Origin of the sequence: Brucella sp. NBRC 12950 (genome assembly GCF_030268145.1) — a bacterium.
In the GTDB taxonomy this organism is placed as follows: domain Bacteria; phylum Pseudomonadota; class Alphaproteobacteria; order Rhizobiales; family Rhizobiaceae; genus Brucella.
Map to the genome: position 1 here is coordinate 261,553 of NZ_BSQC01000004.1, position 21,811 is coordinate 283,363.

Sequence of the window (21,811 nt, forward strand, 5' to 3'; positions counted from 1 at the left end):
CAATAGTTTAGCAACAACAGGGAGATTTGCCCCATGGGAATTTTCGATTTCGTGAAGTCGGTCGGAACCAAGCTTGGTTTCGGTGAAAATGAACCCAAAGCCGATGATCTGAAGAAGGAACTCGACTCGCATAATCTCGGCACCGATGGCGTGCAGGTGAGCGTGCAGGGCGACAAGGCCGTCCTGACCGGCAATGTGAAGGATCAGTCGGCTTTTGAAAAAGCTATTATCGCTGTGGGCAACTCGCTTGGTGTTTCCAAAGTGGAAGCCTCGGAACTGAAAGTCGATGGAGCCGGGACGACCGGTGCCGAACCCGTCTTCTACACGGTCAAGAAGGGCGACAATCTCTGGAAAATCGCCGAAGCTCAATATGGCAAAGGCAAGGGCGCAAAGAACGACATCATCTTTGAAGCCAACAAGCCGATGCTGACGCATCCGGACAAAATCTATCCGGGTCAGGTGCTGCGCATTCCGCCGCTTGCTTGATTGCTAAAACGATCCAAAGCGATCAGGGCGCCGAACTATTCGGCGCCCTTATTCTTTACGGGATATAAATCTCGGCTTTCATGAATGTTACGGCGTTGCCGGTGAGCAAAACACGGTCGCCTTTTAGCTCACATCCCAAATGTCCACCACGGGCCGAAGCCTGATAAGCGGACAGTTTGTTTTTCCCGATCTTTTGAGCCCAATAGGGAACAAGCGTCGCATGGATAGATCCTGTAACCGGATCTTCCGGGATACCCGATCCCGCCGCAAAATAACGCGAAACAAAGTCGTGCGACGATCCTCGTGCGGTAATCACCAGGCCGACTGATCCCAGTTTTTCAATCTGGATATGATCAGGCACGAAAGCCCTGACCGCAGCCTCATCCTCAAGCTGCACATAGATATTCTCGAAATTTCTGAAGAACGTGGCTCCGCTCTCATTCTCAAACAGTGGTGCAGTGAACGCGGGCAGCTCGGAAAGCTGGTCTGGAGCAATGGACGGAACATCAAGCACATAATCGTCGCCCGCGCGCGAAACACTGATCTTGCCTATGCGGGTGTGAAAATGCAGCTCACCATCAATCTTGTGGTGCCAAGCCAGAACATGCGCCGTTGCCAGAGTGGCATGGCCGCAGAAATCGACCTCAAGCGTCGGTGTAAACCATCTGAGCTTCCAGCCATCCTCTGCAGGGCACGCAAAAGCTGTTTCCGCGAGATTGTTTTCCGCAGCGATTGCTTGCATGGTCGCATCGCTCAGCCAGTCTTTCAGGATCAGAACTGCCGCAGGGTTTCCGGCGAAGACACGTTTGGTGAACGCGTCCACCTGATACATTTCCAGCACTTGCGGCATTCTGGTTTCCTGAGATTTAAATCTTTCTGAGTGCCACTTCTTCGATCAGATGATCGCTGCCTTTGCGCAGGATAATATCGGCGCGGGGGCGGGTGGGAAGAATGTTTTCGCGCAGGTTCTTCATGTTGATATTGTTCCAGAGGCCTTCGCCGATGGAACGCGCGGCTTCTTCTGAAAGCTGCGAATAACGGTGGAAGTACGACTGCGGATTGACGAAAGCCGTCTCACGCAAACGCATGAAGCGGTCGATATACCATTTGTGGATCAGCTCCGATTCCGCATCGATATAGATCGAGAAGTCGAAGAAGTCGGACACGAAAGGCACCATTTTTCCGTCTTCCGGCAGATCGCGGACCTGAAGCACATTGATGCCTTCAAAGATCAGAATGTCGGGCTTGTCGACAATCTGATATTCGCCATGCAGCACGTCATAGCTCAGATGCGAATAGAGCGGCGCGCGCACATGGCTCATGCCTGCCTTGATCGCTGACAGGAAACGTAAGACCGCGCCCACATCATAGCTTTCCGGAAAGCCCTTGCGCTCCATCATGTTCTGATCACGCAAAACCGCGTTGGGGTAGAGGAAGCCGTCCGTCGTCACCAGATCGACCTTCGGGCTGGAAGGCCAGCGGGCGAGTAGTTCTTTCAGAATACGCGCGGTCGTGGATTTGCCGACCGCAACCGAGCCTGCAATGCCAATGATAAAGGGCGTCTTGAAGCGCTCTTCCATATTGAGAAATTGCTGGCGCTGGCGGAACAGAAGCTGGCTTGCTTCCACATGCGCATAGAGCAGGCGGGACAGCGACAGATAAATGCGCCGCACCTCATCAAGATCAATCGGATCGCCCAGCGAGCGCAACCGTTTCACTTCTTCATAGGTGAGGGTGAGGGGGGTGTCGGCGCGAAAGCCTGCCCACTCTTCCGCCGAAAAGAAACGGTAAGGCGAGTAACGCGACGGCGTTAGCTGGTCCACTTTTTCCCACATATTGTCGCTGCTCTCCCTCAACGCCAATTCTGCACTAACAGCTTTTGGATTAGTTTGCATTTATGCTTTCGGACGACCGGCCTTTTCCTCAAGGCCAGTTTGCGCCGTGCGGCGTTGCAACTCTGCAAGAACTTCATCAAGTGGCACGTCTGCAATCTTGAGAACCACCAGCAGGTGATAAAGCAGATCAGCGCTTTCCGTGACCACTTCCGCGCGATCACCGCTAACTGCGGCAATCACCGTTTCGACGGCTTCTTCACCAAGCTTTTTGGCGGCCCGCGTCTGACCCTTGGCAAAGAGACTAGCAGTATAAGACGATCCATCCGTCGAATTTGCACGCTCTGCGACGATGCGTTCAAGATCGGAAAGGGTGAACTCAGCCATCGGAATTCCTTCAACTCTTTTTGCGCATGTCGTTATCGGAAAACCGGTTCCCACTTTTCCGCGACAAGCTATATTCTCAACGGACCGGATCGAGCCGCATCGGGATACCAGCCTCGGCCATATAGCGCTTGGCTTCGCCAATCGTATAGGTTCCAAAGTGGAAGATGGATGCTGCGAGAACTGCCGTTGCATGACCTTCGCGGATACCGTCGACCATGTGATCGAGATTTCCAACGCCACCCGATGCGATCACCGGAACGCGCACGCTGTCAGCAACAGCGCGCGTCAGTGCCACATCGTAACCCGCCTTGGTGCCATCACGATCCATCGAGGTCAGCAGGATTTCACCCGCACCAAGGCTCACCACCTTCTGTGCAAATTCCACCGCATCAATGCCAGTCGTCTGGCGACCGCCATGGGTAAAGATTTCCCAGCGGTCGCTCTCGCCAGCACCCGAAACCTTCTTGGCGTCAATGGCCACAACGATGCACTGATCGCCAAACTTGTCGGCGGCTTCTGCAACAAATTCCGGGTTCTTGACCGCAGCCGTGTTGATCGAAACCTTGTCGGCCCCAGCAAGCAACAGCTTGCGAATGTCAGAAACCTGACGCACGCCACCGCCAACAGTCAGCGGCATGAAGCACTGTTCAGCTGTACGGGCGATAACATCGAAAATTGTCTCGCGATTGTCCGAAGACGCCGTGATGTCGAGGAAGCACAATTCGTCTGCACCCGCCGCATCATAGGCGCGTGCTGCTTCAACCGGATCACCGGCATCAATCAGATCGACGAAGTTTACGCCCTTAACGACACGACCGTCTTTCACATCGAGGCAGGGAATCACGCGTGCTTTGAGTGTCATGCTGAAGTCCTCAGAAGAGCCAGTGCTTCTGCTGGATCGATGCGGCCATCGTAAAGCGCGCGACCGGAAATCGCACCTTCAAGCTTGCGTGCATCAGGAGCGGCGAGGCGCTTAATATCATCCATCGAAGCAAGACCGCCCGATGCGATTACCGGAATGGAAACGCTGTCTGCTAGGCCAAGTGTGGAATCCCAGTTGATACCAGCCAGCACGCCGTCGCGATCAATGTCTGTGTAGATGATGGCGGCAACACCCGCACCTTCAAACTTTTTCGCGAGTTCCACCACGCCAAGCTCGGAGGCCTCGGCCCAGCCTTCAACGGCAACATTGCCGCCCTTGGCGTCAATGCCGACCGCAACCTGACCCGGAAACTCCTTACAGGCTTCGATCACCAGCGCCGGATCGCGTACGGCAACCGTACCCAAAATTACGCGGCGCAGTCCCTTGGAAAGCCAGCTTTCGATATGGGCGAGGGTGCGGATACCGCCGCCAAGCTGAACCGGATTTTTGGTCGCTTTCAAAATGGCTTCAACAGCTTTGCCGTTGACGCTTTCGCCAGCAAAAGCACCGTTTAGATCAACCACATGCAGCCATTCAAAGCCTTGATCCTCAAAAGCTTTGGCCTGTGCTGCAGGGTCTTCATTATAAACGGTCGCCTGATCCATGTCGCCAAGCTTCAGGCGCACGCATTGACCGTCTTTCAAATCGATGGCGGGAAAAAGGATCATATCTTCAAGGCTTCCATTTCAGGAAATTGGCAATAAGCGAAAGGCCAAGCAGCTGGCTCTTTTCAGGATGGAACTGCGTGCCGATCATGTTGTCGCGACCAACCGTTGCGGTCACATCGCCACCATATTCGGTGACGGCCAGCACTTCTGCTTTGTTCTTCGCGTCGAACATATAGGAATGCACGAAATAGGCATGCAAGCCGTTCTCGCCGGTAGCGATACCGTCAAACACCGGATGCGAATGTTTCACGTGAATCCTGTTCCAGCCGATCTGCGGAATCTTGAGCGTCGGGTCGGACGGCGTCATTTCACGCACGTCGCCTGCGATCCAGCCGAGACCTTCGGTCACTTCTTTTTCAAGGCCGCGTTCCGACATCAACTGCATACCCACGCAGATGCCAAGAAACGGATGCGCCTTTTTCAGAACCACATCTTCCAGTGCTTCCACCATGCCGGAAACCGCATGGAGGCCGCGACGGCAATCGGCATAAGCGCCAACGCCTGGCAGCACGATGCGATCGGCGCTCGCCACGCGATCGGCATCTGCAGTCAGTTCGATTTCAGCTTTCAAACCGCTCTCATGGGCGGCGCGCTCAAAGGCCTTGGTGGCCGAGCGAAGATTGCCGGAACCATAGTCGATAATTGCAACACGCATTTTCAGTTTTCTCCGCGATGACCGACAAATCCGATCGTCGAGCCAAATGAGGAATATGTGGGACGAGGGGGCTGCTGCGCCCATTCGGGCGCAGAGGTGTCCTTCAGGGAGTCTTTGATTTCTGTCGCTGGCTCTGCCGCTTCTTTAAGACCGTAGAAGTAGCGGATTTCCGCTTCTTCCAAATCAGCCGCATCAATGACGGCTGTTTCAACGAAACCCTGACGCTTTAGCTTCGCGATCTTCCAGTTAACGCCTTCCAACGCCACGAAAAGCGAAAATAGCAACGTGATCAGCGGCACTGCATTGGAGATGCCCAATGCAGAACCTGCCACGCCCAGCAGGATCGTCACACCGAGAACGGCAATGGCTTCAAACCAGAGCCGCTGCAACAAAAGCCAGACAAACGGGAGGATCAGCGCTAAGGCGTAGAATCCGTCGCGCACGAAAACCGCTTTTTCGGAACGTTGAGTTCCGGCTGGTTCAAGAACGACGAATTGCGCCATGACACGTCCTTTCGGGAAAGACTTATCCCTTCAGCGACCCCTTGGTCGAGGGAATTGCATCCTTCTGGCGCGGATCGGTTTCGAGCGCTGTGCGCAGAACCCGGGCCACCGCCTTGAAGATCGATTCTGCAATATGGTGATTGTTGGCACCATAGTGATTGTTGATATGCAGCGTAATGCCTGCATTCATCGCAAAAGCCTGGAAGAACTCGCGCACCAGTTCAGTATCGAAGGTGCCGATTTTGGCCGTCGTGAAATTCACGTTCCAGACCAGAAAGGCACGGCCCGAAACATCGACCGCCGCACCCGTCAGCGTGTCGTCCATGGCGAGATCCATCGAGGCATAACGCACGATGCCGCGACGCTCACCAAGCGCTTTCGCCACAGCCTGACCCAGCGCAATTCCAGTATCCTCGACTGTGTGGTGGTCATCGATATGCAGATCGCCCTTGGCCATGACGCGCATGTCGATGAGCGAATGTCGGGAAAGCTGCTCCAGCATATGATCGAAGAAGCCGACACCAGTTGTAATGTCGAACTTGCCGTTGCCGTCCAGATCCACAGAAACAGCAATGCTTGTTTCTTTTGTTGAACGTTCGATACTTGCTTTGCGGGCGCTTTCAGCCGTCATTGCATTTCCTCAGTTGAAATCTTTTCGCGTTCTAGAACAGCTGGCCGCTTTTGCCAATGGTTTTAGGGATGCTCCCAACATTCTGACTTTTGTTTGCGCGCATTTTATCAAAAAGCCGTTTCACACTTTTTGGAATGCGGCTTTCCCAGCAGCGCATTTTACCCAAAAACCGTTTCACACTTATTGGAATGCGGCTTTCCCAGCAGCGCATTTCATCCAAAAACCGCTTCACACTTTTTGGAATGCGCTGTTAGCCATTTGCATTTTGCCAGCCCCTTCTTAAATATTCACAACGAAACCCGATTCAGTTAGCTCTTGAGCCGACGAAGCGAGCTTCGAGCCAAATAAGGGGCTTATGCGTTTGCCAGATGGAAACGTATCGGCCGCCAAAGGAGTGATCCATGATCGAACATAATCCCACGACAATTTACGGCACGACCATTGTCACCGTTCGCAAGGGTAACAAGGTTGTTATCGCCGGTGACGGGCAGGTCTCGCTCGGCAATACCGTGATGAAGGGCAATGCGCGCAAAGTGCGCCGCATCGGCAAAGGCAATGTCATTGCTGGTTTCGCCGGTGCCACGGCTGATGCCTTCACGCTGCTTGAGCGCCTTGAAGCCAAGCTTGAACAATATCCGGATCAGCTGATGCGCGCCTCCGTCGAACTCGCCAAGGACTGGCGCACCGACCGCTATCTGCGCAAGCTGGAAGCCATGATGCTGGTTGCCGACAGCAAGGTGACGCTGGCACTCACCGGTACGGGCGACGTGCTTGAACCCGAACATGGCGTCATGGCCATCGGATCGGGCGGCAATTATGCGCTGGCCGCAGCCCGCGCGCTGATCGATACCGATAAGGATGCTGAGGAAATCGCCCGCAAGGCGATGGAGATTGCGGCCGATATCTGCATCTACACCAATCACAGCATTCTTGTTGAAAGCCTCGACGCCGAATGAGCTCAATAGCGCAAGCCTCAACCTCCAAGACACATCGTTGGGGCTTAGGTGCTCTGATCGTCCTTGCCATTCTCGTTATACAGGCCTCCTGGCTTTATATCGACGGACGGATTCCCATGTGCGAATGCGGCACCATAAAATTATGGTCCGGTTCGCTGATGTCTGAGAATTCGCAGCATATAGCCGACTGGTATACGCTCTCGCATATCATTCATGGCTTTCTGTTCTATTGGCTTCTGACAATCATCGCGCCAAAGGCTCCGCTGGGCTTGAGACTTGCTGTGGCAGTCGGCGTTGAAGCCGCCTGGGAACTGGTCGAAAACTCGAATTTCATCATCGAGCGCTATCGCGCCAATACGTCCTCGGTGGACTATTTTGGCGATAGTATCGTGAATTCGGTTTCCGACAGTGTTTTCGCCATGATCGGCTTTCTGATCGCAGCCAAACTGCCAACAAAAATCACCGTCGCGACTGCGCTCTTCTTTGAAGTTCTGGCGCTCATTGTCATCCGCGACAACCTTACGCTCAACGTGATCATGCTGCTGCATCCGTTCGAGTTCATCAAGCAGTGGCAAACCGGGTTATAATCATGAGTAATTTTTCTCCCCGTGAAATCGTTTCCGAACTTGACCGCTTCATCATCGGCCAGAACGACGCCAAGCGCGCCGTCGCTATCGCTCTGCGCAATCGCTGGCGCCGCCAGCAGCTGGAAGGCCAGATGCGCGAAGAGGTCATGCCAAAAAACATCCTGATGATCGGACCGACCGGCGTTGGCAAGACGGAAATCTCCCGTCGGCTCGCCAAGCTTGCAGGCGCTCCTTTCATCAAGGTTGAAGCCACCAAATTTACCGAAGTGGGCTATGTCGGCCGCGACGTTGAACAGATCATCCGCGATCTGGTTGAAGCCGCGATCGCTCTGGTGCGTGAAAAGAAGCGCGAAGACGTGAAGGCCAAAGCACACATCAATGCTGAAGAGCGCGTGCTTGACGGTCTTGTCGGCAAGACTGCAAGCCCTGCCACCCGCGAAAGCTTCCGCAAGAAGCTGCGTGACGGCGAGCTGGACGATAAGGAAATCGAGATCGAGGTTGCCGATACAGGTTCAGGCCAGAATTTCGAAATTCCGGGTATGCCTGGTGCCAATATCGGCATGATCAATATCGGCGATATTTTCGGCAAGGCCATGGGCGGGCGTACCAAAACGCGCAAGACCACGGTCAAGGAATCCTATGCAATCCTGATCAATGATGAGTCTGACAAGCTACTCGATCAGGATCAGCTCATTCAGGAAGCCCTGCGTTCGACCGAAAATGACGGCATCGTCTTCCTCGACGAAATCGACAAGATCGCAGCACGCGAAGGCGGAATGGGAGCAGGCGTCTCACGCGAAGGCGTGCAGCGCGATCTGCTACCGCTCGTTGAGGGCACCACTGTTGCAACGAAATATGGTCCGGTGAAAACCGATCATATCCTGTTCATCGCATCGGGTGCGTTCCACGTTTCCAAGCCATCCGACCTGCTGCCGGAACTTCAGGGTCGTCTGCCGATCCGTGTGGAGTTGAACGCGCTGACGCGTGAAGATTTCCGCCGGATTCTGACTGAAACCGAAGTCAGCCTCATCAAGCAATATATTGCGTTGATGGCGACGGAAGAGGTGAAACTCGATATTACGGACGACGCGATTGATGCTTTGGCTGACATTGCGGTCGATCTCAATTCGACGGTTGAAAACATTGGCGCGCGTCGCTTGCAGACGGTGATGGAACGGGTTCTGGACGATATTTCCTACAATGCACCTGACAAGGCCGGTTCGGACTTCAAGGTCGATGGGGAATATGTCCGCAAGACCATCGGCGATCTGGCCAAGAACACGGACCTTTCGCGTTTCATTCTGTAAAGAACCTGAGATGCGATCCAGGAACGTGACCAGAAAGTCACGCTTGGGTCCCATAATCCCGAAAGACAAAAATCCCCTCGACTTCATCGAGGGGGTTTTTTATTTTGCGGCAACTTTTATAGATCGTTTACCATATTGGGGCCGTTTCCGCGCAATGACCAGTCGACTGAACCGTATTGCAGGCATCTGCCTTGCCATCGCTTTCTCCTGCCAGAGCGCCTATGCAGCCGTTACGGTTCCGCCCGGAAACCGCAGTGCAGAACAGCCTCCCATTCCCGGCGCCTCAGCCAAGCGCACCAAGGAGCTGAGCACGACCTATGAAGCCAAGTATCGCAAGATTTATAATCTTCTGAAAAAGGACGCCTCGCTGCGTTCGAAGATCAAGTCAACGGCTTCGGCTTATGGCATCGATCCGATCCATATTGTCGGTGCGATCGTTGGTGAACATACCTACAATGTCGATGTCTATGACCGATTGCAGACCTATTACGTCAAGGCCATGTCCTATGTGAACCAGGGCGTGAGCTTTGGTTATAATGGCGAAAGCATCGGCCAGTTCGTGAAGCGTCCGGAGTTTTCCGAATGCCTCAAGTTCAAGGACAGCTATTCGCTGTGGAGCTGCCGCGAGACGATTTGGAACAAGCAGTTCCGCGGAAAATCGGTTGGCGGCAAGACATATCCGAACAATCGTTTCAGCGCCGTGTTCTTCCAGCCGTTCTATGCCGGCCAGACCTTTGGCCTCGGCCAGATCAATCCGCTGACCGCGCTGCAGATGTCGGACATGGTCAATCGTGTATCGGGTCTGCCGAAGCTTAATGCCGAGAACGGCAATACAGTTTACAAGACCATCATGGACCCTGATCTGACACTGCCTTACATCGCGGCAACGCTGAAGCAGTCGATCACCGATTATCGCCAGATTGCCGATTTCGATATTTCGAAAAACCCCGGCCTGACAGCGACACTGTACAATACCGGCGGATCGACAGCACGCGCCCGCGCGCTTGCCAATGAAAATGCCCAGCGCAAGGCATCCGGGCAGGAGCCTTTGATGCCGCAGGAAAATTACTATGGCTGGCTGGTCAACACCAAGCTCGATGAACTGAAAGCGCTTTTTTAGGAGCGGGGCACCAGAGCATTTCCAGCAAAAGTGGGAACCGGTTTTGCGTCTGGAAATGCGTAAAAACAAATAGATAGAGCGGTTTCAATGACTCAGCATTAGCTAAAACCGCTCTAGCGGCTTCAGGCCACGGCGGCGCTTGCGTGCCGCCTCGATTTCTTCCGTCAGATGTCTGATCGTCTCGCGATCGATGATGCGGATATTACGTGCCAGAAGGTTTGCAAGCTCGGTCGCCTGTGGCGAGAGACCGGACGTATCGATCACCACGCGCGGATGCGAGACAGCTGCCAGATTTTGCAGCTCCTCTGCCTCATCCCAGATAATATTGAAATAAGTGATGATGCGCTGCAGCATATCCCAGGTTGGCTGTCCCCGCCGCCCGTGTTCCAGCGCCGAAAGATAGGCTGGTGATACGCGCAGCGCTGCAGCCATTTCTTTCTGTGTAACGTTGCGTTCCTCACGAAGATCACGAAGCCGCTTGCCAAAGGGGGTCATCGGATGAGACCTCCGCCCTGGGTCTGCCTGCGCAAGCGGACATAAAGCGCCCCATGCCCACCATGATGACGCGCGGCGTCTTCATAGGCGCTGACCAGCAGCCGGAACAAAGGCGTCGAAAACCAGTGCGGCACCGCCTGCTTGAGCACGCCTTCGCTGCCGAAAGAGCGGCCCTTGCCGGTAATCACCATCACATGCTTCAATCCGCGCGCATGTGCGCTGAGCAGGAAGCCATAGAGCAGCTCATAAGCATCGTTTTGTGTGAGCCCGTGCAGATCGATGCGTGCTTCAATATCCACACGTCCTTTGGAAATCTTGCGATGGGTTGGCCGATCAAAGGCATGGATCGGCATTTCCTTGAGCGAGTTGACCTTCTTTTTCAGCGTCTGCGTGTCAGCTGCAGACGAGGGCGCCTTTTTCGCAGGCTTTTTCTCAGCCTCCTGCGCCATCACCGTTTTGAAATCCGGAAACTCTTCCTCTTCCTTCGGCTTCTTTCCAGACAGAGGTTTTGCTGTTTTAGCCACCGTTTCCCAGAGAATGCGATCTTCAGGCCGTAGATAATCTTTTGCGGATTTTTCGCTCTTATCGATCATGGATCAATTCCCGACCAGAGCGCGCGGGACCAGCGCATAAAAATCGGCCTTGCTCTTGATGCCGCCCGCGATTTCCCCGGCTGCATCACCCGATCCTGCAAAAAGATCGCCGCGGGCAGGGCCGACAATCGCCGTGCCGGTATCCTGCGCGATCATCAACCGGGATAAGGGCGTATGATCGAATTCCGTTACGTTTGGCGCATCGACATAGAAAGGCGTTCCGAATGTATGCAGAAGCCGGTCTACCGCGATTGAGCGACCGGCTGTCAGAGGAACCTTGGCCGCTGCGATCTGCCCTAAATTTGCGTCATGCCCATCATTACTATCAAATGCCGTTTCACGGAAGAAAATATAGGAACGGTTCTGCCAGATAAGGTCATCGGCTTCTTCAGGATGATCTTTCAGCCACTGGCGGATTGTCTGCATGGAGATGCTTTCAGCAGAAATCTCGCCTCTAGCAACCAGAATGCGCCCGATCCCGGTGAATGGATGGCCGGTTTTGGCTGCGTAAGTGATCCGCATGAAACTGCCATCGGTAAGCTTCAGCCGTGCTGCGCCCTGCACATGCGCGAAAAATGCATCGACCCGATCGGCAACATAGGCAAGCTCCAGCCCGCGATTTTTCAAGCTGCCTTGCTCGATTGTCCAGCGGTCATCATATTCAACAATACCGTCCTGTGTTTGCCGGGCGAAAGCGTAAGAAGCATCGAGCCCCAGGGGACGGTTTTCATCGGTGACCTTCACAAGATCATCAGGTTTTCTCAGAAACGGCACCGTGAATTGCTTGTCTAAGCTGCGCGATGCTTCAATCTCCGGCTCGTAAAAAGCCGTCACAAACCCTTCTGCATCGATACGGCAGGGAACAAAATGCGCTTCAAAAAAAGCGCGGGCCTGCGCCCTATCCGGATTATCAAGCAAACGCGCGGCGGCAAAAGCAGGTGTAAGCGCCTCGAAACTGATACCGAGGCTGCCGCTGTTATAGCGATTATGTTCCGCATAATCGGCTGAACGACGAAAGGCCGAAAAGGCGAGCGCCCGATCGTCCTGATCCCAGCCCGGGCAATCTGAAAAACTGACCGGTCGTATGATGTTCGCCAGATTATGCACAAGCCGCATCCGTCAATAATTAAAAGGGCCGCTAAATTAGCGGCCCTGAATCGTCAACTCTCTTTAGTCTTCGGCTTCGGTCGCGACAAGCTTCCAGTTTGGATCGCGCGAACGCGTATCGCGCGCGAAGGTCCAGAGATCACGGATTTCGACGACATTTTCCTGATCGCCCTCAACCACGTTGCCGTCCTTGTCGAGCGTAGAAGAAATCATCTGACTCACGATATTAAGCGTCACATGCGCTTCCGAGCCCTTCATTTCGGCATTGGCAATCTCTGCCTTGTCGATACCGACAAAGGTCGAGCGAACGCTTTCACCGCGCGCCTCGCGCTCATCGATTGCCGAAACGAAGCCCTCATAGACTTCCTTGGACAGAAGGTTTTTCAGAACCTTGCGATCGCCATCGGCAAAAGACATGACGATCATTTCATAGGCGATCTTCACACCATCGACAAAGCTTGCCGGATCAAAGGCTGGATCAGCTGCCTGAATGGAGCGAAGGCCGTCATTCACAGGCGTTCCTGCTGGTGCAACCTTGTCGATTGCTGAGAAATCCTTTTCACCGGGACGCTGCGGAAGCGAAACGACATTGTCGGCTTCGCCACCTGCGGTCTGGGAATCGGAATTACGAGCGGATGTATAAGGATCAATTGGCGGTTTTTCATTTCCGGTGCGACGACCAAGAACATTCCTCAGCTGAAGAAAGATCACCACCGCCGCAATGAAGAAGAATATCGTGCCAAAATCAAAAAATTCCATACCGCCTGCCACCAGTTAACGGGTCGGGATTGCAAATCCCTCCTCACGTCGTGAATTTCGTTACATATACATATAGATCGGCTTGACTGATCATTCAAATCCAGATCACGCATACCTATCTGATATTGCATGATAGACAGTTTCAATTTCGTTCCTCAAAACATGTTGCGTAAAAATGCCAAGCGTTTTTTGCTTTTGACATGAATAAAACATGCGAATGAAGTTTGTTTCATCACATACCAATCAACCAACATAAGGTCATAACTGCCGTGTCCTCTTCTTTTGCCCCTCTCGTCATGCTGGCAATGCCGTTCATCGAAATTGCCGGCTTTGTGATCGTCGGCAGTGAGATCGGTGTTCTGGCAACGCTGGGTCTTGTCATCCTGAGTGCTATGCTCGGCTTTTTTCTGCTGCGCGTGCAGGGCTTCGGGCTTTTGCAGCGTATCCGCATGGAAAGTGCCGCAGGACGCGTACCAGATCGCGAAATGATGCATGGCGCGATGATCGTGGTCGCAGCCATCATGCTGATCGTACCCGGCTTTGTTACAAGCGCGATCGGCCTTCTGCTTTTTGTGCCCTTCATCCGTGATCTTGTCTGGAACCGCTTTGTGCGCAATCGCCTGGTGGTTGCCACAGCATCGACACGCTATTCGGAAGCCTATCGTCCATATGAGCGGAAAGAAAATAATGTGATTGATCTGGACCCGGAAGATTACTCGACAAAGCCAGATGAAAACTCGCCGTGGAATCCGGACCGCAAAGATCACTAATCGCTCAAATGCTAACGTAAAAACGGTTTCTTGCCTCATCTACGCACACATGCTAGCCAAGCATCACTGCTTTTTGGGCAACAAGATAAATCATTAAAGAGAAGGCATACCGATAATGAGCGATAAGGCCGCTGCGGGCGAAGTAAAGAACGGCAATGGCGCAACCGCCCAGCCGTCCCTCAACATTCTGGCCCAGTACATCAAGGATCTTTCCTTTGAAAGCCCAGGCGCGCCTCTGTCGCTGCGCCCGCGCGAAAAGGCTCCTTCGATCAACATCAATGTCAATGTAAACGCCAATCCACTTTCCGAAACGGATTTCGACGTTGTTCTGACGCTCGAAGCCAAGGCTGTCGACGGCAAGGACGTTCTGTTCAACACGGAACTGGTCTATGGCGGCGTATTCCGCATTCAGGGTATCGCGCAGGAGCATATGCTTCCGCTGCTATTCATCGAATGCCCACGTCTTCTGTTCCCATTTGCCCGTCAGATCATCGCAGATGCCACGCGCAATGGTGGCTACCCACCTCTGATGATCGATCCAATCGATTTCGCGCAGATGTTCCAGAGCCGTATGGCCGAAGAACAGGCAAAGAGCGCTGTAAAGAGCTAATCTCTACAACGACCTAAAAAGAAAACCCCGCTCTCGCGGGGTTTTTTATTTCGACGTCAGCTAACGTATTTTTTCCAGATTGCCTTGTCGCCCATTTTCGCAACAAGGGCATCATGGGCTGCACGCTCCTTATCGCTGATACGCGGTGCCAAAGGTGCCGGGCGCTGGCGCAAGACAATATTGCCGCCATTCCCGGAGCGATCATCATTACCAGAACTACCGGATGAGCTAAGGCCGAGCGCGGTCTGCTTGCCACCAATCAGCTCAATATAGACTTCGGCCAGAATTTCAGAATCGAGCAATGCGCCGTGCAATGTACGGTGCGAATTATCGATGCCATAGCGCTTGCAGAGCGCGTCGAGCGAATTCGGTCCCATTGGATGTTTTCGGCGCGCCAGAGCGAGCGTATCGACGATACGTTCAACGGCGATTTCCGGTTTCCCAAGACGGTCCAGTTCAGCATTGATGAAGCCAAGATCGAACATGGCATTGTGCGCCACGAGCTTCGCACCATCGAAAAATTCCATGAACTCATCGACGATATCAGCAAAGGTCGGCTCTTTAAGCAACTGTTCGTCGGTGATGCCGTGCACGGCGAGCGCTTCGACATGAACCTTTCGCCCTTGCGGGTTGATGAATTTATGGAAGGTTCGGCCCGTGGGAAAGCGGTTGATCATTTCCACACCGCCGATTTCGATGACGCGATCCTCCAGCCGTTCAAGGCCAGTGGTTTCCGTATCGAAAACGATCTCACGCATGGCAACCTCTCAAGTCATTTAATGTTTTATAGCACGGCCAAGCCGAAGCTCAGGATGGATTGGCAAGCTTTCCACGCAATTCAGCGATGATGGCTTTGATCTGCGCCCGCGTCTCGTCAAAGTCGCCTGAAGAATCGATGACGAAATCCGCACGTGCACGCTTATCAACATCCGGCATCTGCCGGGCCAGAATGGCCTCGAACTTCGCTTCCGTCATGCCTGCGCGGGAAAGAACACGCTCACGCTGAATGTCGGCAGGGGCGGAAACGACAGCCACCTTGTCCACACGGCTTTGGCCACCCGTTTCAAAGAGCAGCGGAATATCAATCAGCGCGATATCGGCGCCATCAGCACGCGCGCGTGCAAGAAAAGCGGCTTCCTCTTCGTGCACGAGTGGATGAATGATGGATTCGAGCTTTTTAAGCGCTTCTGGTTTGCCGAGGACAGCGCTCGAAAGCTTTGTCCGGTCAACAGTTCCATCCACAACCGTTCCGGGGAAGGCGGCTTCGATCAGGGGGGCTGCCCGACCCGAATAAAGCTGATGCACGGCATCGTCAGCGCTATAGACCGGCACACCATTGTCGACAAACATGTTTGCCGCAGTGGTTTTTCCCATGCCTATAGAGCCGGTCAGTCCGAGGATGATCATAAAGCACCAGCCTTTTTCATATCATCCAGAATATAATTACGAAGTGCTTCTGTCACTTCTGGTCTTTTGCCAAACCAGCGTTCAAAACCCGGAACCGCCTGATGCAGCAACATGCCAAGCCCATCGACAGTTTTAAGACCCGCTGCTTCAGCGCTGGCCAGAAACGGCGTCTTGAGCGGAATATAAACAATATCGGTAGCAACAGCTGATTTCTGCGCCTCGCTCAGATCAAGCGGAAACTCTGTCGCCTCGCCCCCACTGGTCATATGTCCGCTCATACCCAGCGATGTCGTGTTGACGATCAGACCGGCATCTTTGACCAAAGCCTGCGCCGCATCCCATCCATGAGCAGAAACCCCTTCGCCGAAATGGCTTGCCAGTTCTTCAGCGCGGCTCAACGTGCGATTGACGATGGCGATGCGCGAAAACCCGCGTGTCTGCAAAGCATGGACGATGGCGCGCCCTGCACCACCTGCGCCCAGAACCAGAGCCATATTGGCATTGTCCCAACCCGGTGCCAGTGCATCGAGATTGGCAGCAAAGCCATAGGCATCAGTGTTGCCGCCGCAGAGCTTTCCACTCTCTATCCAGAGTGTATTCACTGCGCCAATTGCCTCCGCTGCCGCATCACGGCTGTCAACGGTTGCGAAAGCCACTTCCTTATGCGGGATCGTGACATTGCCGCCGGCAAAGCCGTTTTTTGCAAGCGAAGCAGCAAATTCCGCAAAATTTTCAGGAAGCACTTCAATGGCTTCATAAGAGCCTTCGATGCCGTGCTCTTTCAGCCAGAAGCCGTGAATGAGCGGCGACCGCGAATGCTTTATTGGAAAGCCCGTGACGAATGCCTTGTTAGCCATCGATCAGATTTTCCTTCCTCAATTCATCAAGCAGGGGCAGAAGCGGCAGTCCGACGATGGTGAAATAATCGCCTTCGATTTTCTCGAAAAGCTGAATGCCCGGACCTTCGACCTGATAAGCGCCGACACTGGAAAGAGCAACGTCGCCAACCCGACCGAGATAACGACCGACAAAACCCGGATCGAGATTGCGCATCGTCATGCGTGCCACAGAAACATGACGCCACAGGGTCTCGCCGTTTTTAACCAGAACCACGCCGCTGTTGAGCTGGTGTGTCTTGCCCGAAAACTGCAGCAACTGGCGCCGCGCTGCTTCCATATCCACAGGCTTGTGGAAAATCTCATCCCCCAGCGAAAGCGTCTGATCGCAACCGATCACCACCGCATCGGGATTGTTTTCGCTGACCGACAAAGCTTTTGCTTCAGCCAGAACCTGTGCGACTTCTTCTGGCGTAGCGCCCGACTTATAAAGCGGCGCTTCAACCAAGCGCTCATCAATATCCGCGCTTTCAGCCAAAAATTCGATGCCGGCATTTTTCAGCAGTGCCGACCGAAACGGACTTTTGGATGCGAGAATAAGCTTTGTCGTCATGTCAGGTCTTCCTTCCTGCCTTCGCGCAGCAGAGATTGAATAGCAGCCGCCGTTTCTTCAATTGACCGGCGCGACACATCAATGATCGGCCAGCTGTGCCGGTTACAGAGATTGCGGGCATAAGCCAGTTCTTCGGAAATTGAAACGCGGTCTGTATAAAGTCCGGTATCAAGAGATGGCACATTGCCCAGTGGACGGTTTTGTCTGATCTGCGAAATGCGCTCAGCCGTTGCAACCAGCCCCACGATCATCGGACGCCTTGCGGTAAAAAGCTGATCGGGGAGGGGGATGCCAAGCACAATCGGCACATTGGTCGCCTTGATACCGCGATTGGCGAGATAAATGCTTGTGGGCGTTTTTGAGGTTCGCGAAATGCCGACAAGAATGACGTCCGCTTCCTCTATATCGGGCGGCAATTGCCCGTCATCATGTTCCATCGTGAAATTGAGCGCATCGATCCGGCGGAAATAATCGGCATTGAGCACATGCTGCGCACTGGCGCGACGGTGCGCTGGCGCGCCCAGATAAGATTGAAACGTATTGAGCACCGGTTCGAGCACCGAAACGCTCGGTACGCCCATTTCGGCGCAGGTTTCATCAATGATAGCCGCGAGCTTCTGATCGACAATTGTATAGAGAACAATGCCCGGTTCAGCGTCAATATTCTCCAGAACTTTACGCAGCTGCTTCTCGGTTCGGATGAGCGGATAGATATGCTCAATCGCGCGCGCATTGGCATATTGAGCGGCCGCAGCACGCCCTGCAGCGAGGAGAGTCTCTCCTGTCGCATCAGAAATCAGATGAAGATGAAAGTAAGAAAGCGGTCTGGTCACAGTTTTCTCCCCTCCCTGTTGACGACTGTGCGTAAATTGGAGGCTCCATCCACAAGCCATGGCAGGCGGTGGGAAACTTGGCAAGTCATCCACAGCGAGCCAACATGTGTGAAGCTTTCAAAAGCGATTGTGGACAAGACTCGTAACATTTGGAAAACCTTGCGATATACCCAGCCTATCCACAAATTGTGCAAAGCTGCGGCAATTGGTAACTCCTTATATTCAATGAAAGATTTGAGTTTTCATTGCTTTTGTTCAGACTATCGGTGAATGTTCGCACAGGCATAGATGGCCCGAGAGGAACTGTGGGGAAAAGACGGACAAACCTTAATCCCCGATTCCAACAGACTCTAAGAATCAAAAGATTCCTGAATCATCCTTTCTTTATGAAAGCCGGACGGGAAAACTTTCACACGAGATAACGAAAACCGATCGAACAGGGTGGAATGCAATGAAGCGCAAGGTCTTGAAAGTGATGGATGGTGAGGCAGTCTTTCCACCACCGATCTGGATGATGCGTCAGGCCGGACGCTACCTTCCTGAATATCGCGAAGTGCGCAAACAAGCCGGAAGCTTTCTCGACCTTTGCTATTCGCCCGATCTGGCTGTCGAAGTGACGCTTCAGCCTATCCGCCGTTTTGGCTTTGATGCAGCCATTCTGTTTTCAGATATTCTGGTTGTCCCTCACGCCCTTGGACGAGACCTTCGCTTTGAAGAAGGAAGAGGGCCTTTGATGACACCGATTGATGCGGATGAAATCTTCTGGCTTGAGACAGAAGGTGTCGCAAAACGCCTTGAGCCGGTCTATGAGACGGTTCGGCTGCTCCGCGAGCAGTTACCCGAGGAAACAACGCTGTTGGGCTTCTGTGGCGCTCCCTGGACCGTTGCGACCTATATGATCGCCGGTCATGGCACTCCAGATCAGGCTCCCGCCCGCCTGTTTGCCTATCGCTTCCCGGAAGCCTTTGAAAAGCTTTTGAATGATCTGGCAGATGTTTCAGCCGAATATCTCATCGAACAGCTCGATGCAGGTGCGGATGCCGTGCAGATTTTCGATTCCTGGTCGGGGGTTCTGGATGAAGATTGCTTTGAACGCTTCTGTGTTCGTCCGGTGGCCCGCATTGTGCAAAAGGTGAGGGCAGTTTATCCCGAGGCCCGCATCATCGGTTTCCCGAAAGGTGCCGGAATGCTTTACGCGGGCTATCGTGAAAAAACCGGCGTTGACGTTCTGGGCCTTGACTGGTCTGTGCCGAATTCCTTTGCGCGTGAACTTCAGACCGAAGGCGCTATCCAGGGAAATCTTGATCCCTTGCGCGTTGTGGCCGGTGGCGAAGCTTTGGACGAAGGCGTTGATGCGATCCTCAAAAATCTCGGGCAGGGTCCACTGATCTTCAATCTGGGCCATGGAATTACGCCACAGGCACCGATTGAGAATGTTCAGCGCATGATTGATCGAGTTCGTGGAGGCTACTGATGGTGGCTTCTGACAAAACAAACAGCGGTAAGGCCGCTCTGATCCGTACCATCGTCGCTCTGGTGGTTGTGATACTCGGTTTATGGGGATTGTTTCACGTGAATCCAGCTGATGCTTATCTTTGGGTCAAGGCGATCCACGTCATTGCCGTTATCGCCTGGATGGCGGGAATGCTCTATCTGCCGCGGCTCTTCGTCTATCATTGCGCCGCAACACCCGGCTCTGAAACGTCCGAAACCTTCAAGGTTATGGAGCGCAGGTTGCTGCGTTTCATCATAAATCCCGCTATGATTGTAACGTGGATTGCCGGTCTCTGGATGGCCTGGGAAATTTTCGGTTTTCAGGGTGGCTGGCTGCACGCAAAGCTTCTGCTCGTGGTGCTGCTGTCGGGCCTGCATGGCTATCTTTCCAAAGCCACGCGCCTTTTTGCGCAGGATAAGAACACAAAATCAGCCAAACATTGGCGAATTATCAATGAAGTACCGACAATCCTGATGATACTCATTGTCATTCTGGTGATCGTGAAACCGTTCTGATTTCCAAATTTTATAAAGAAAGCCCGGTATTTATCCGGGCTTTTTATTTGGCTCCGGGTATTTTTAGCAGAGCCACTTTCCATTTTCTGAGACTCGCACTAGCTTTTACCTATTGAACAAAAGACCGACACACCTTATGTGACACTTGCTCTTCATGCTGCAAACCGGTATGGATGAGTCCTCTTCCCACCATGACAGCAGGCCTTCGATGCCGGTCACAACTCAAGTGACCCACCTTTCCGAACAACTGCATTTTCTCCTTAAATTTCAAAAGAGTTCCTCACACATGCAGGAAATGAAACTACAAGAACTTAAAAATAAGACCCCGGTCGAGCTGCTGGCATTTGCCGAAACGCTTGAGGTCGAAAACGCGAGCGCCATGCGCAAGCAGGAACTGATGTTCGCGATCCTCAAAAGCCTTGCTGCTCAAGACGTCGAAATTATCGGCGAGGGCGTTGTTGAAGTGCTGCAGGACGGATTTGGCTTCCTGCGCTCTGCCGACGCCAATTATCTCCCGGGTCCTGACGATATTTATATTTCTCCTTCCCAGCTTCGCCGCTTCTCGCTGAAGACCGGCGATACGGTAGAAGGCCCGATCCGTGGTCCAAAGGAAGGCGAACGTTATTTCGCTCTTCTCAAGGTCAACACGATCAACTTTGAAGATCCTGAAAAGATCCGCCACAAGGTTCATTTCGATAACCTGACACCGCTCTATCCGAATGAGCGCTTCAAGATGGAACTTGAAGTTCCGACTTCGAAGGATCTGTCGTCTCGCGTTATCGATCTCGTGGCACCACTCGGCAAGGGCCAGCGCGGTCTGATCGTCGCTCCGCCACGTACCGGTAAAACGGTCCTGTTGCAGAACATCGCTCATTCGATCACTGCAAATCATCCTGAATGCTATCTGATCGTTCTTCTCATCGACGAACGTCCGGAAGAAGTGACTGACATGCAGCGTTCGGTGAAGGGTGAAGTTGTTTCTTCGACCTTCGATGAACCGGCATCGCGCCACGTTCAGGTTGCCGAAATGGTTATTGAAAAGGCCAAGCGTCTGGTCGAGCATGGCCGTGACGTTGTGATCCTTCTCGACTCCATCACCCGTCTGGGACGCGCCTACAACACTGTTGTGCCGTCATCGGGTAAGGTTCTGACCGGTGGTGTGGATGCAAACGCATTACAGCGTCCGAAGCGCTTCTTCGGTGCAGCCCGTAACATCGAAGAAGGTGGCTCGCTCACCATCATCGCAACGGCGCTGATCGACACCGGCTCGCGCATGGACGAAGTGATCTTTGAAGAATTCAAGGGCACGGGTAACTCGGAAATCGTTCTCGACCGCAAGGTTGCGGACAAGCGTATCTTCCCGGCCATGGATATTCTCAAGTCCGGTACGCGTAAGGAAGACCTGCTCGTCCCACGCGCCGATCTTCAGAAGATTTTCGTTCTGCGCCGTATCCTTGCACCGATGGGAACAACCGACGCGATCGAATTCCTCATCGACAAGCTCAAGCAGACAAAGAGCAATGGCGAGTTCTTCGACTCGATGAACACGTAATCCAAAGATTGCAATTAATAGAAAACGCCGCGTTGAGAAATCAGCGCGGCGTTTTTGTATTCATCAATACAGCGGTTCCAGTTAGGATTAAATCGTTGGAACCGCTGCAACTATCTGTTTTTACGCATTATCCGACGCAAAACCGCTTCGCACTTTTGCTGGAAATGCTATA

28 protein-coding genes are annotated in these 21,811 nt (G+C 53.3%); 11 read left to right on the plus strand and 17 right to left on the minus strand.

What is annotated here, in order from left to right:
• The first annotated feature begins 33 nt into the window (after window positions 1-33).
• Window positions 34-486 carry a peptidoglycan-binding protein LysM gene (lysM, locus tag QSJ70_RS08605; RefSeq protein WP_007872476.1) on the plus strand — a complete coding sequence of 151 codons (453 nt, stop codon included), beginning with the start codon at window positions 34-36 and terminating at the stop codon, window positions 484-486.
• A 55-nt stretch (window positions 487-541) separates the two neighbouring features.
• Here the strand turns inward: lysM and QSJ70_RS08610 are convergent, their stop codons facing one another.
• The 8 genes from QSJ70_RS08610 to hisB all read right to left on the minus strand — a co-directional run bounded on the left by QSJ70_RS08610 (window position 542) and on the right by hisB (window position 6,084).
• Window positions 542-1,336, minus strand: coding sequence for a PhzF family phenazine biosynthesis protein (locus QSJ70_RS08610; protein ID WP_285535773.1), 795 nt, complete (start codon window positions 1,334-1,336; stop codon window positions 542-544).
• A 16-nt stretch (window positions 1,337-1,352) separates the two neighbouring features.
• On the minus strand, window positions 1,353-2,321 hold the full coding sequence (gene coaA / locus QSJ70_RS08615; protein WP_285535955.1) for a type I pantothenate kinase: 969 nt from the start codon (window positions 2,319-2,321) through the stop codon (window positions 1,353-1,355).
• Window positions 2,322-2,381: 60 nt separating this feature from the next.
• Window positions 2,382-2,705: a phosphoribosyl-ATP diphosphatase gene (locus tag QSJ70_RS08620; RefSeq protein WP_215775838.1), complete on the minus strand. Its 324-nt coding sequence runs from the start codon at window positions 2,703-2,705 to the stop codon at window positions 2,382-2,384.
• Between the two features lie 76 nt (window positions 2,706-2,781).
• Complete coding sequence (gene hisF / locus QSJ70_RS08625; protein WP_007872463.1) at window positions 2,782-3,567, minus strand: imidazole glycerol phosphate synthase subunit HisF; 786 nt, start codon at window positions 3,565-3,567, stop codon at window positions 2,782-2,784.
• Complete coding sequence (gene hisA, locus QSJ70_RS08630; RefSeq protein ID WP_215775837.1) at window positions 3,564-4,295, minus strand: 1-(5-phosphoribosyl)-5-[(5-phosphoribosylamino)methylideneamino]imidazole-4-carboxamide isomerase; 732 nt, start codon at window positions 4,293-4,295, stop codon at window positions 3,564-3,566. Before hisA ends, hisF begins: the two co-directional genes overlap by 4 nt.
• Window positions 4,296-4,299: 4 nt before the next feature.
• Window positions 4,300-4,950, minus strand: coding sequence for an imidazole glycerol phosphate synthase subunit HisH (hisH, locus tag QSJ70_RS08635; RefSeq protein WP_194779008.1), 651 nt, complete (start codon window positions 4,948-4,950; stop codon window positions 4,300-4,302).
• A gap of 2 nt (window positions 4,951-4,952) precedes the next feature.
• Window positions 4,953-5,453, minus strand: a complete 501-nt coding sequence (locus QSJ70_RS08640) for a DUF2628 domain-containing protein (RefSeq protein ID WP_007872455.1) — start codon at window positions 5,451-5,453, stop codon at window positions 4,953-4,955.
• A gap of 22 nt (window positions 5,454-5,475) precedes the next feature.
• Window positions 5,476-6,084 carry an imidazoleglycerol-phosphate dehydratase HisB gene (hisB, locus tag QSJ70_RS08645; RefSeq protein ID WP_007872453.1) on the minus strand — a complete coding sequence of 203 codons (609 nt, stop codon included), beginning with the start codon at window positions 6,082-6,084 and terminating at the stop codon, window positions 5,476-5,478.
• A 13-nt stretch (window positions 6,085-6,097) separates the two neighbouring features.
• Here hisB and QSJ70_RS08650 point away from each other — a divergent pair, with 13 nt between their 5' ends.
• The 5 genes from QSJ70_RS08650 to QSJ70_RS08670 all read left to right on the plus strand — a co-directional run bounded on the left by QSJ70_RS08650 (window position 6,098) and on the right by QSJ70_RS08670 (window position 10,054).
• Window positions 6,098-6,367 carry a hypothetical protein gene (locus QSJ70_RS08650; protein WP_285535780.1) on the plus strand — a complete coding sequence of 90 codons (270 nt, stop codon included), beginning with the start codon at window positions 6,098-6,100 and terminating at the stop codon, window positions 6,365-6,367.
• Window positions 6,368-6,485: 118 nt separating this feature from the next.
• Window positions 6,486-7,040 (plus strand): ATP-dependent protease subunit HslV, encoded by a 555-nt coding sequence (gene hslV / locus QSJ70_RS08655; protein ID WP_007872451.1) that lies wholly within the window; start codon window positions 6,486-6,488, stop codon window positions 7,038-7,040.
• The gene (locus QSJ70_RS08660) at window positions 7,037-7,627 is read left to right on the plus strand and encodes a DUF2585 domain-containing protein (RefSeq protein ID WP_007872450.1); all 591 of its coding nucleotides are present in this window, start codon (window positions 7,037-7,039) and stop codon (window positions 7,625-7,627) included. Before hslV ends, QSJ70_RS08660 begins: the two co-directional genes overlap by 4 nt.
• A gap of 2 nt (window positions 7,628-7,629) precedes the next feature.
• Window positions 7,630-8,934 carry an ATP-dependent protease ATPase subunit HslU gene (hslU, locus tag QSJ70_RS08665; RefSeq protein ID WP_007872448.1) on the plus strand — a complete coding sequence of 435 codons (1,305 nt, stop codon included), beginning with the start codon at window positions 7,630-7,632 and terminating at the stop codon, window positions 8,932-8,934.
• Window positions 8,935-9,088: 154 nt separating this feature from the next.
• A complete protein-coding gene (locus tag QSJ70_RS08670) occupies window positions 9,089-10,054 on the plus strand; it encodes a DUF1402 family protein (RefSeq protein ID WP_064322567.1) in 966 nt (321 codons plus the stop codon).
• A 102-nt stretch (window positions 10,055-10,156) separates the two neighbouring features.
• On the opposite strand, the gene QSJ70_RS08675 is transcribed toward QSJ70_RS08670, so the two are convergent.
• The 4 genes from QSJ70_RS08675 to QSJ70_RS08690 are packed head-to-tail and all read right to left on the minus strand — an operon-like array spanning window position 10,157 to window position 13,008.
• Window positions 10,157-10,549 (minus strand): helix-turn-helix domain-containing protein, encoded by a 393-nt coding sequence (locus QSJ70_RS08675; RefSeq protein WP_215775834.1) that lies wholly within the window; start codon window positions 10,547-10,549, stop codon window positions 10,157-10,159.
• Window positions 10,546-11,142: a Smr/MutS family protein gene (locus QSJ70_RS08680; protein ID WP_285535782.1), complete on the minus strand. Its 597-nt coding sequence runs from the start codon at window positions 11,140-11,142 to the stop codon at window positions 10,546-10,548. Before QSJ70_RS08680 ends, QSJ70_RS08675 begins: the two co-directional genes overlap by 4 nt.
• A 3-nt stretch (window positions 11,143-11,145) precedes the next feature.
• On the minus strand, window positions 11,146-12,258 hold the full coding sequence (gene mltA / locus QSJ70_RS08685; protein WP_285535783.1) for a murein transglycosylase A: 1,113 nt from the start codon (window positions 12,256-12,258) through the stop codon (window positions 11,146-11,148).
• A gap of 54 nt (window positions 12,259-12,312) precedes the next feature.
• Window positions 12,313-13,008, minus strand: a complete 696-nt coding sequence (locus QSJ70_RS08690) for a Tim44/TimA family putative adaptor protein (protein ID WP_200635669.1) — start codon at window positions 13,006-13,008, stop codon at window positions 12,313-12,315.
• A 269-nt stretch (window positions 13,009-13,277) separates the two neighbouring features.
• On the opposite strand from QSJ70_RS08690, the gene QSJ70_RS08695 reads away from it, so the two are divergent.
• Together QSJ70_RS08695 and secB are read left to right on the plus strand one after the other, a co-directional pair.
• Complete coding sequence (locus tag QSJ70_RS08695) at window positions 13,278-13,778, plus strand: FxsA family protein (protein ID WP_007872434.1); 501 nt, start codon at window positions 13,278-13,280, stop codon at window positions 13,776-13,778.
• A gap of 115 nt (window positions 13,779-13,893) precedes the next feature.
• The gene (secB, locus tag QSJ70_RS08700) at window positions 13,894-14,388 is read left to right on the plus strand and encodes a protein-export chaperone SecB (protein ID WP_007872432.1); all 495 of its coding nucleotides are present in this window, start codon (window positions 13,894-13,896) and stop codon (window positions 14,386-14,388) included.
• Window positions 14,389-14,444: 56 nt separating this feature from the next.
• Here the strand turns inward: secB and dnaQ are convergent, their stop codons facing one another.
• Genes dnaQ through QSJ70_RS08725 form a run of 5 tightly spaced genes read right to left on the minus strand, consistent with a single transcriptional unit; the run spans window position 14,445 to window position 18,077 of the window.
• On the minus strand, window positions 14,445-15,146 hold the full coding sequence (gene dnaQ, locus QSJ70_RS08705; protein ID WP_079212465.1) for a DNA polymerase III subunit epsilon: 702 nt from the start codon (window positions 15,144-15,146) through the stop codon (window positions 14,445-14,447).
• Between the two features lie 49 nt (window positions 15,147-15,195).
• Window positions 15,196-15,795: a dephospho-CoA kinase gene (gene coaE / locus QSJ70_RS08710; protein ID WP_285535785.1), complete on the minus strand. Its 600-nt coding sequence runs from the start codon at window positions 15,793-15,795 to the stop codon at window positions 15,196-15,198.
• Window positions 15,792-16,652, minus strand: coding sequence for a shikimate dehydrogenase (locus QSJ70_RS08715; RefSeq protein WP_064322231.1), 861 nt, complete (start codon window positions 16,650-16,652; stop codon window positions 15,792-15,794). The genes coaE and QSJ70_RS08715 overlap by 4 nt, the downstream gene beginning before the upstream one ends.
• On the minus strand, window positions 16,645-17,244 hold the full coding sequence (locus QSJ70_RS08720; protein WP_215775832.1) for a Maf-like protein: 600 nt from the start codon (window positions 17,242-17,244) through the stop codon (window positions 16,645-16,647). Before QSJ70_RS08720 ends, QSJ70_RS08715 begins: the two co-directional genes overlap by 8 nt.
• Window positions 17,241-18,077 carry a pyruvate, water dikinase regulatory protein gene (locus QSJ70_RS08725; RefSeq protein ID WP_215775831.1) on the minus strand — a complete coding sequence of 279 codons (837 nt, stop codon included), beginning with the start codon at window positions 18,075-18,077 and terminating at the stop codon, window positions 17,241-17,243. The genes QSJ70_RS08720 and QSJ70_RS08725 overlap by 4 nt, the downstream gene beginning before the upstream one ends.
• A gap of 451 nt (window positions 18,078-18,528) precedes the next feature.
• Between QSJ70_RS08725 and hemE the strand changes: the two genes are divergently transcribed.
• The 3 genes from hemE (at window position 18,529) to rho (ending at window position 21,639) form a co-directional block, all read left to right on the plus strand.
• A complete protein-coding gene (gene hemE / locus QSJ70_RS08730) occupies window positions 18,529-19,551 on the plus strand; it encodes a uroporphyrinogen decarboxylase (protein WP_079212460.1) in 1,023 nt (340 codons plus the stop codon).
• Window positions 19,551-20,087 carry a protoporphyrinogen oxidase HemJ gene (hemJ, locus tag QSJ70_RS08735; RefSeq protein WP_215775830.1) on the plus strand — a complete coding sequence of 179 codons (537 nt, stop codon included), beginning with the start codon at window positions 19,551-19,553 and terminating at the stop codon, window positions 20,085-20,087. The genes hemE and hemJ overlap by 1 nt, the downstream gene beginning before the upstream one ends.
• A 286-nt stretch (window positions 20,088-20,373) precedes the next feature.
• On the plus strand, window positions 20,374-21,639 hold the full coding sequence (rho, locus tag QSJ70_RS08740) for a transcription termination factor Rho (protein WP_024898458.1): 1,266 nt from the start codon (window positions 20,374-20,376) through the stop codon (window positions 21,637-21,639).
• The last annotated feature ends 172 nt before the right edge of the window (window positions 21,640-21,811 follow it).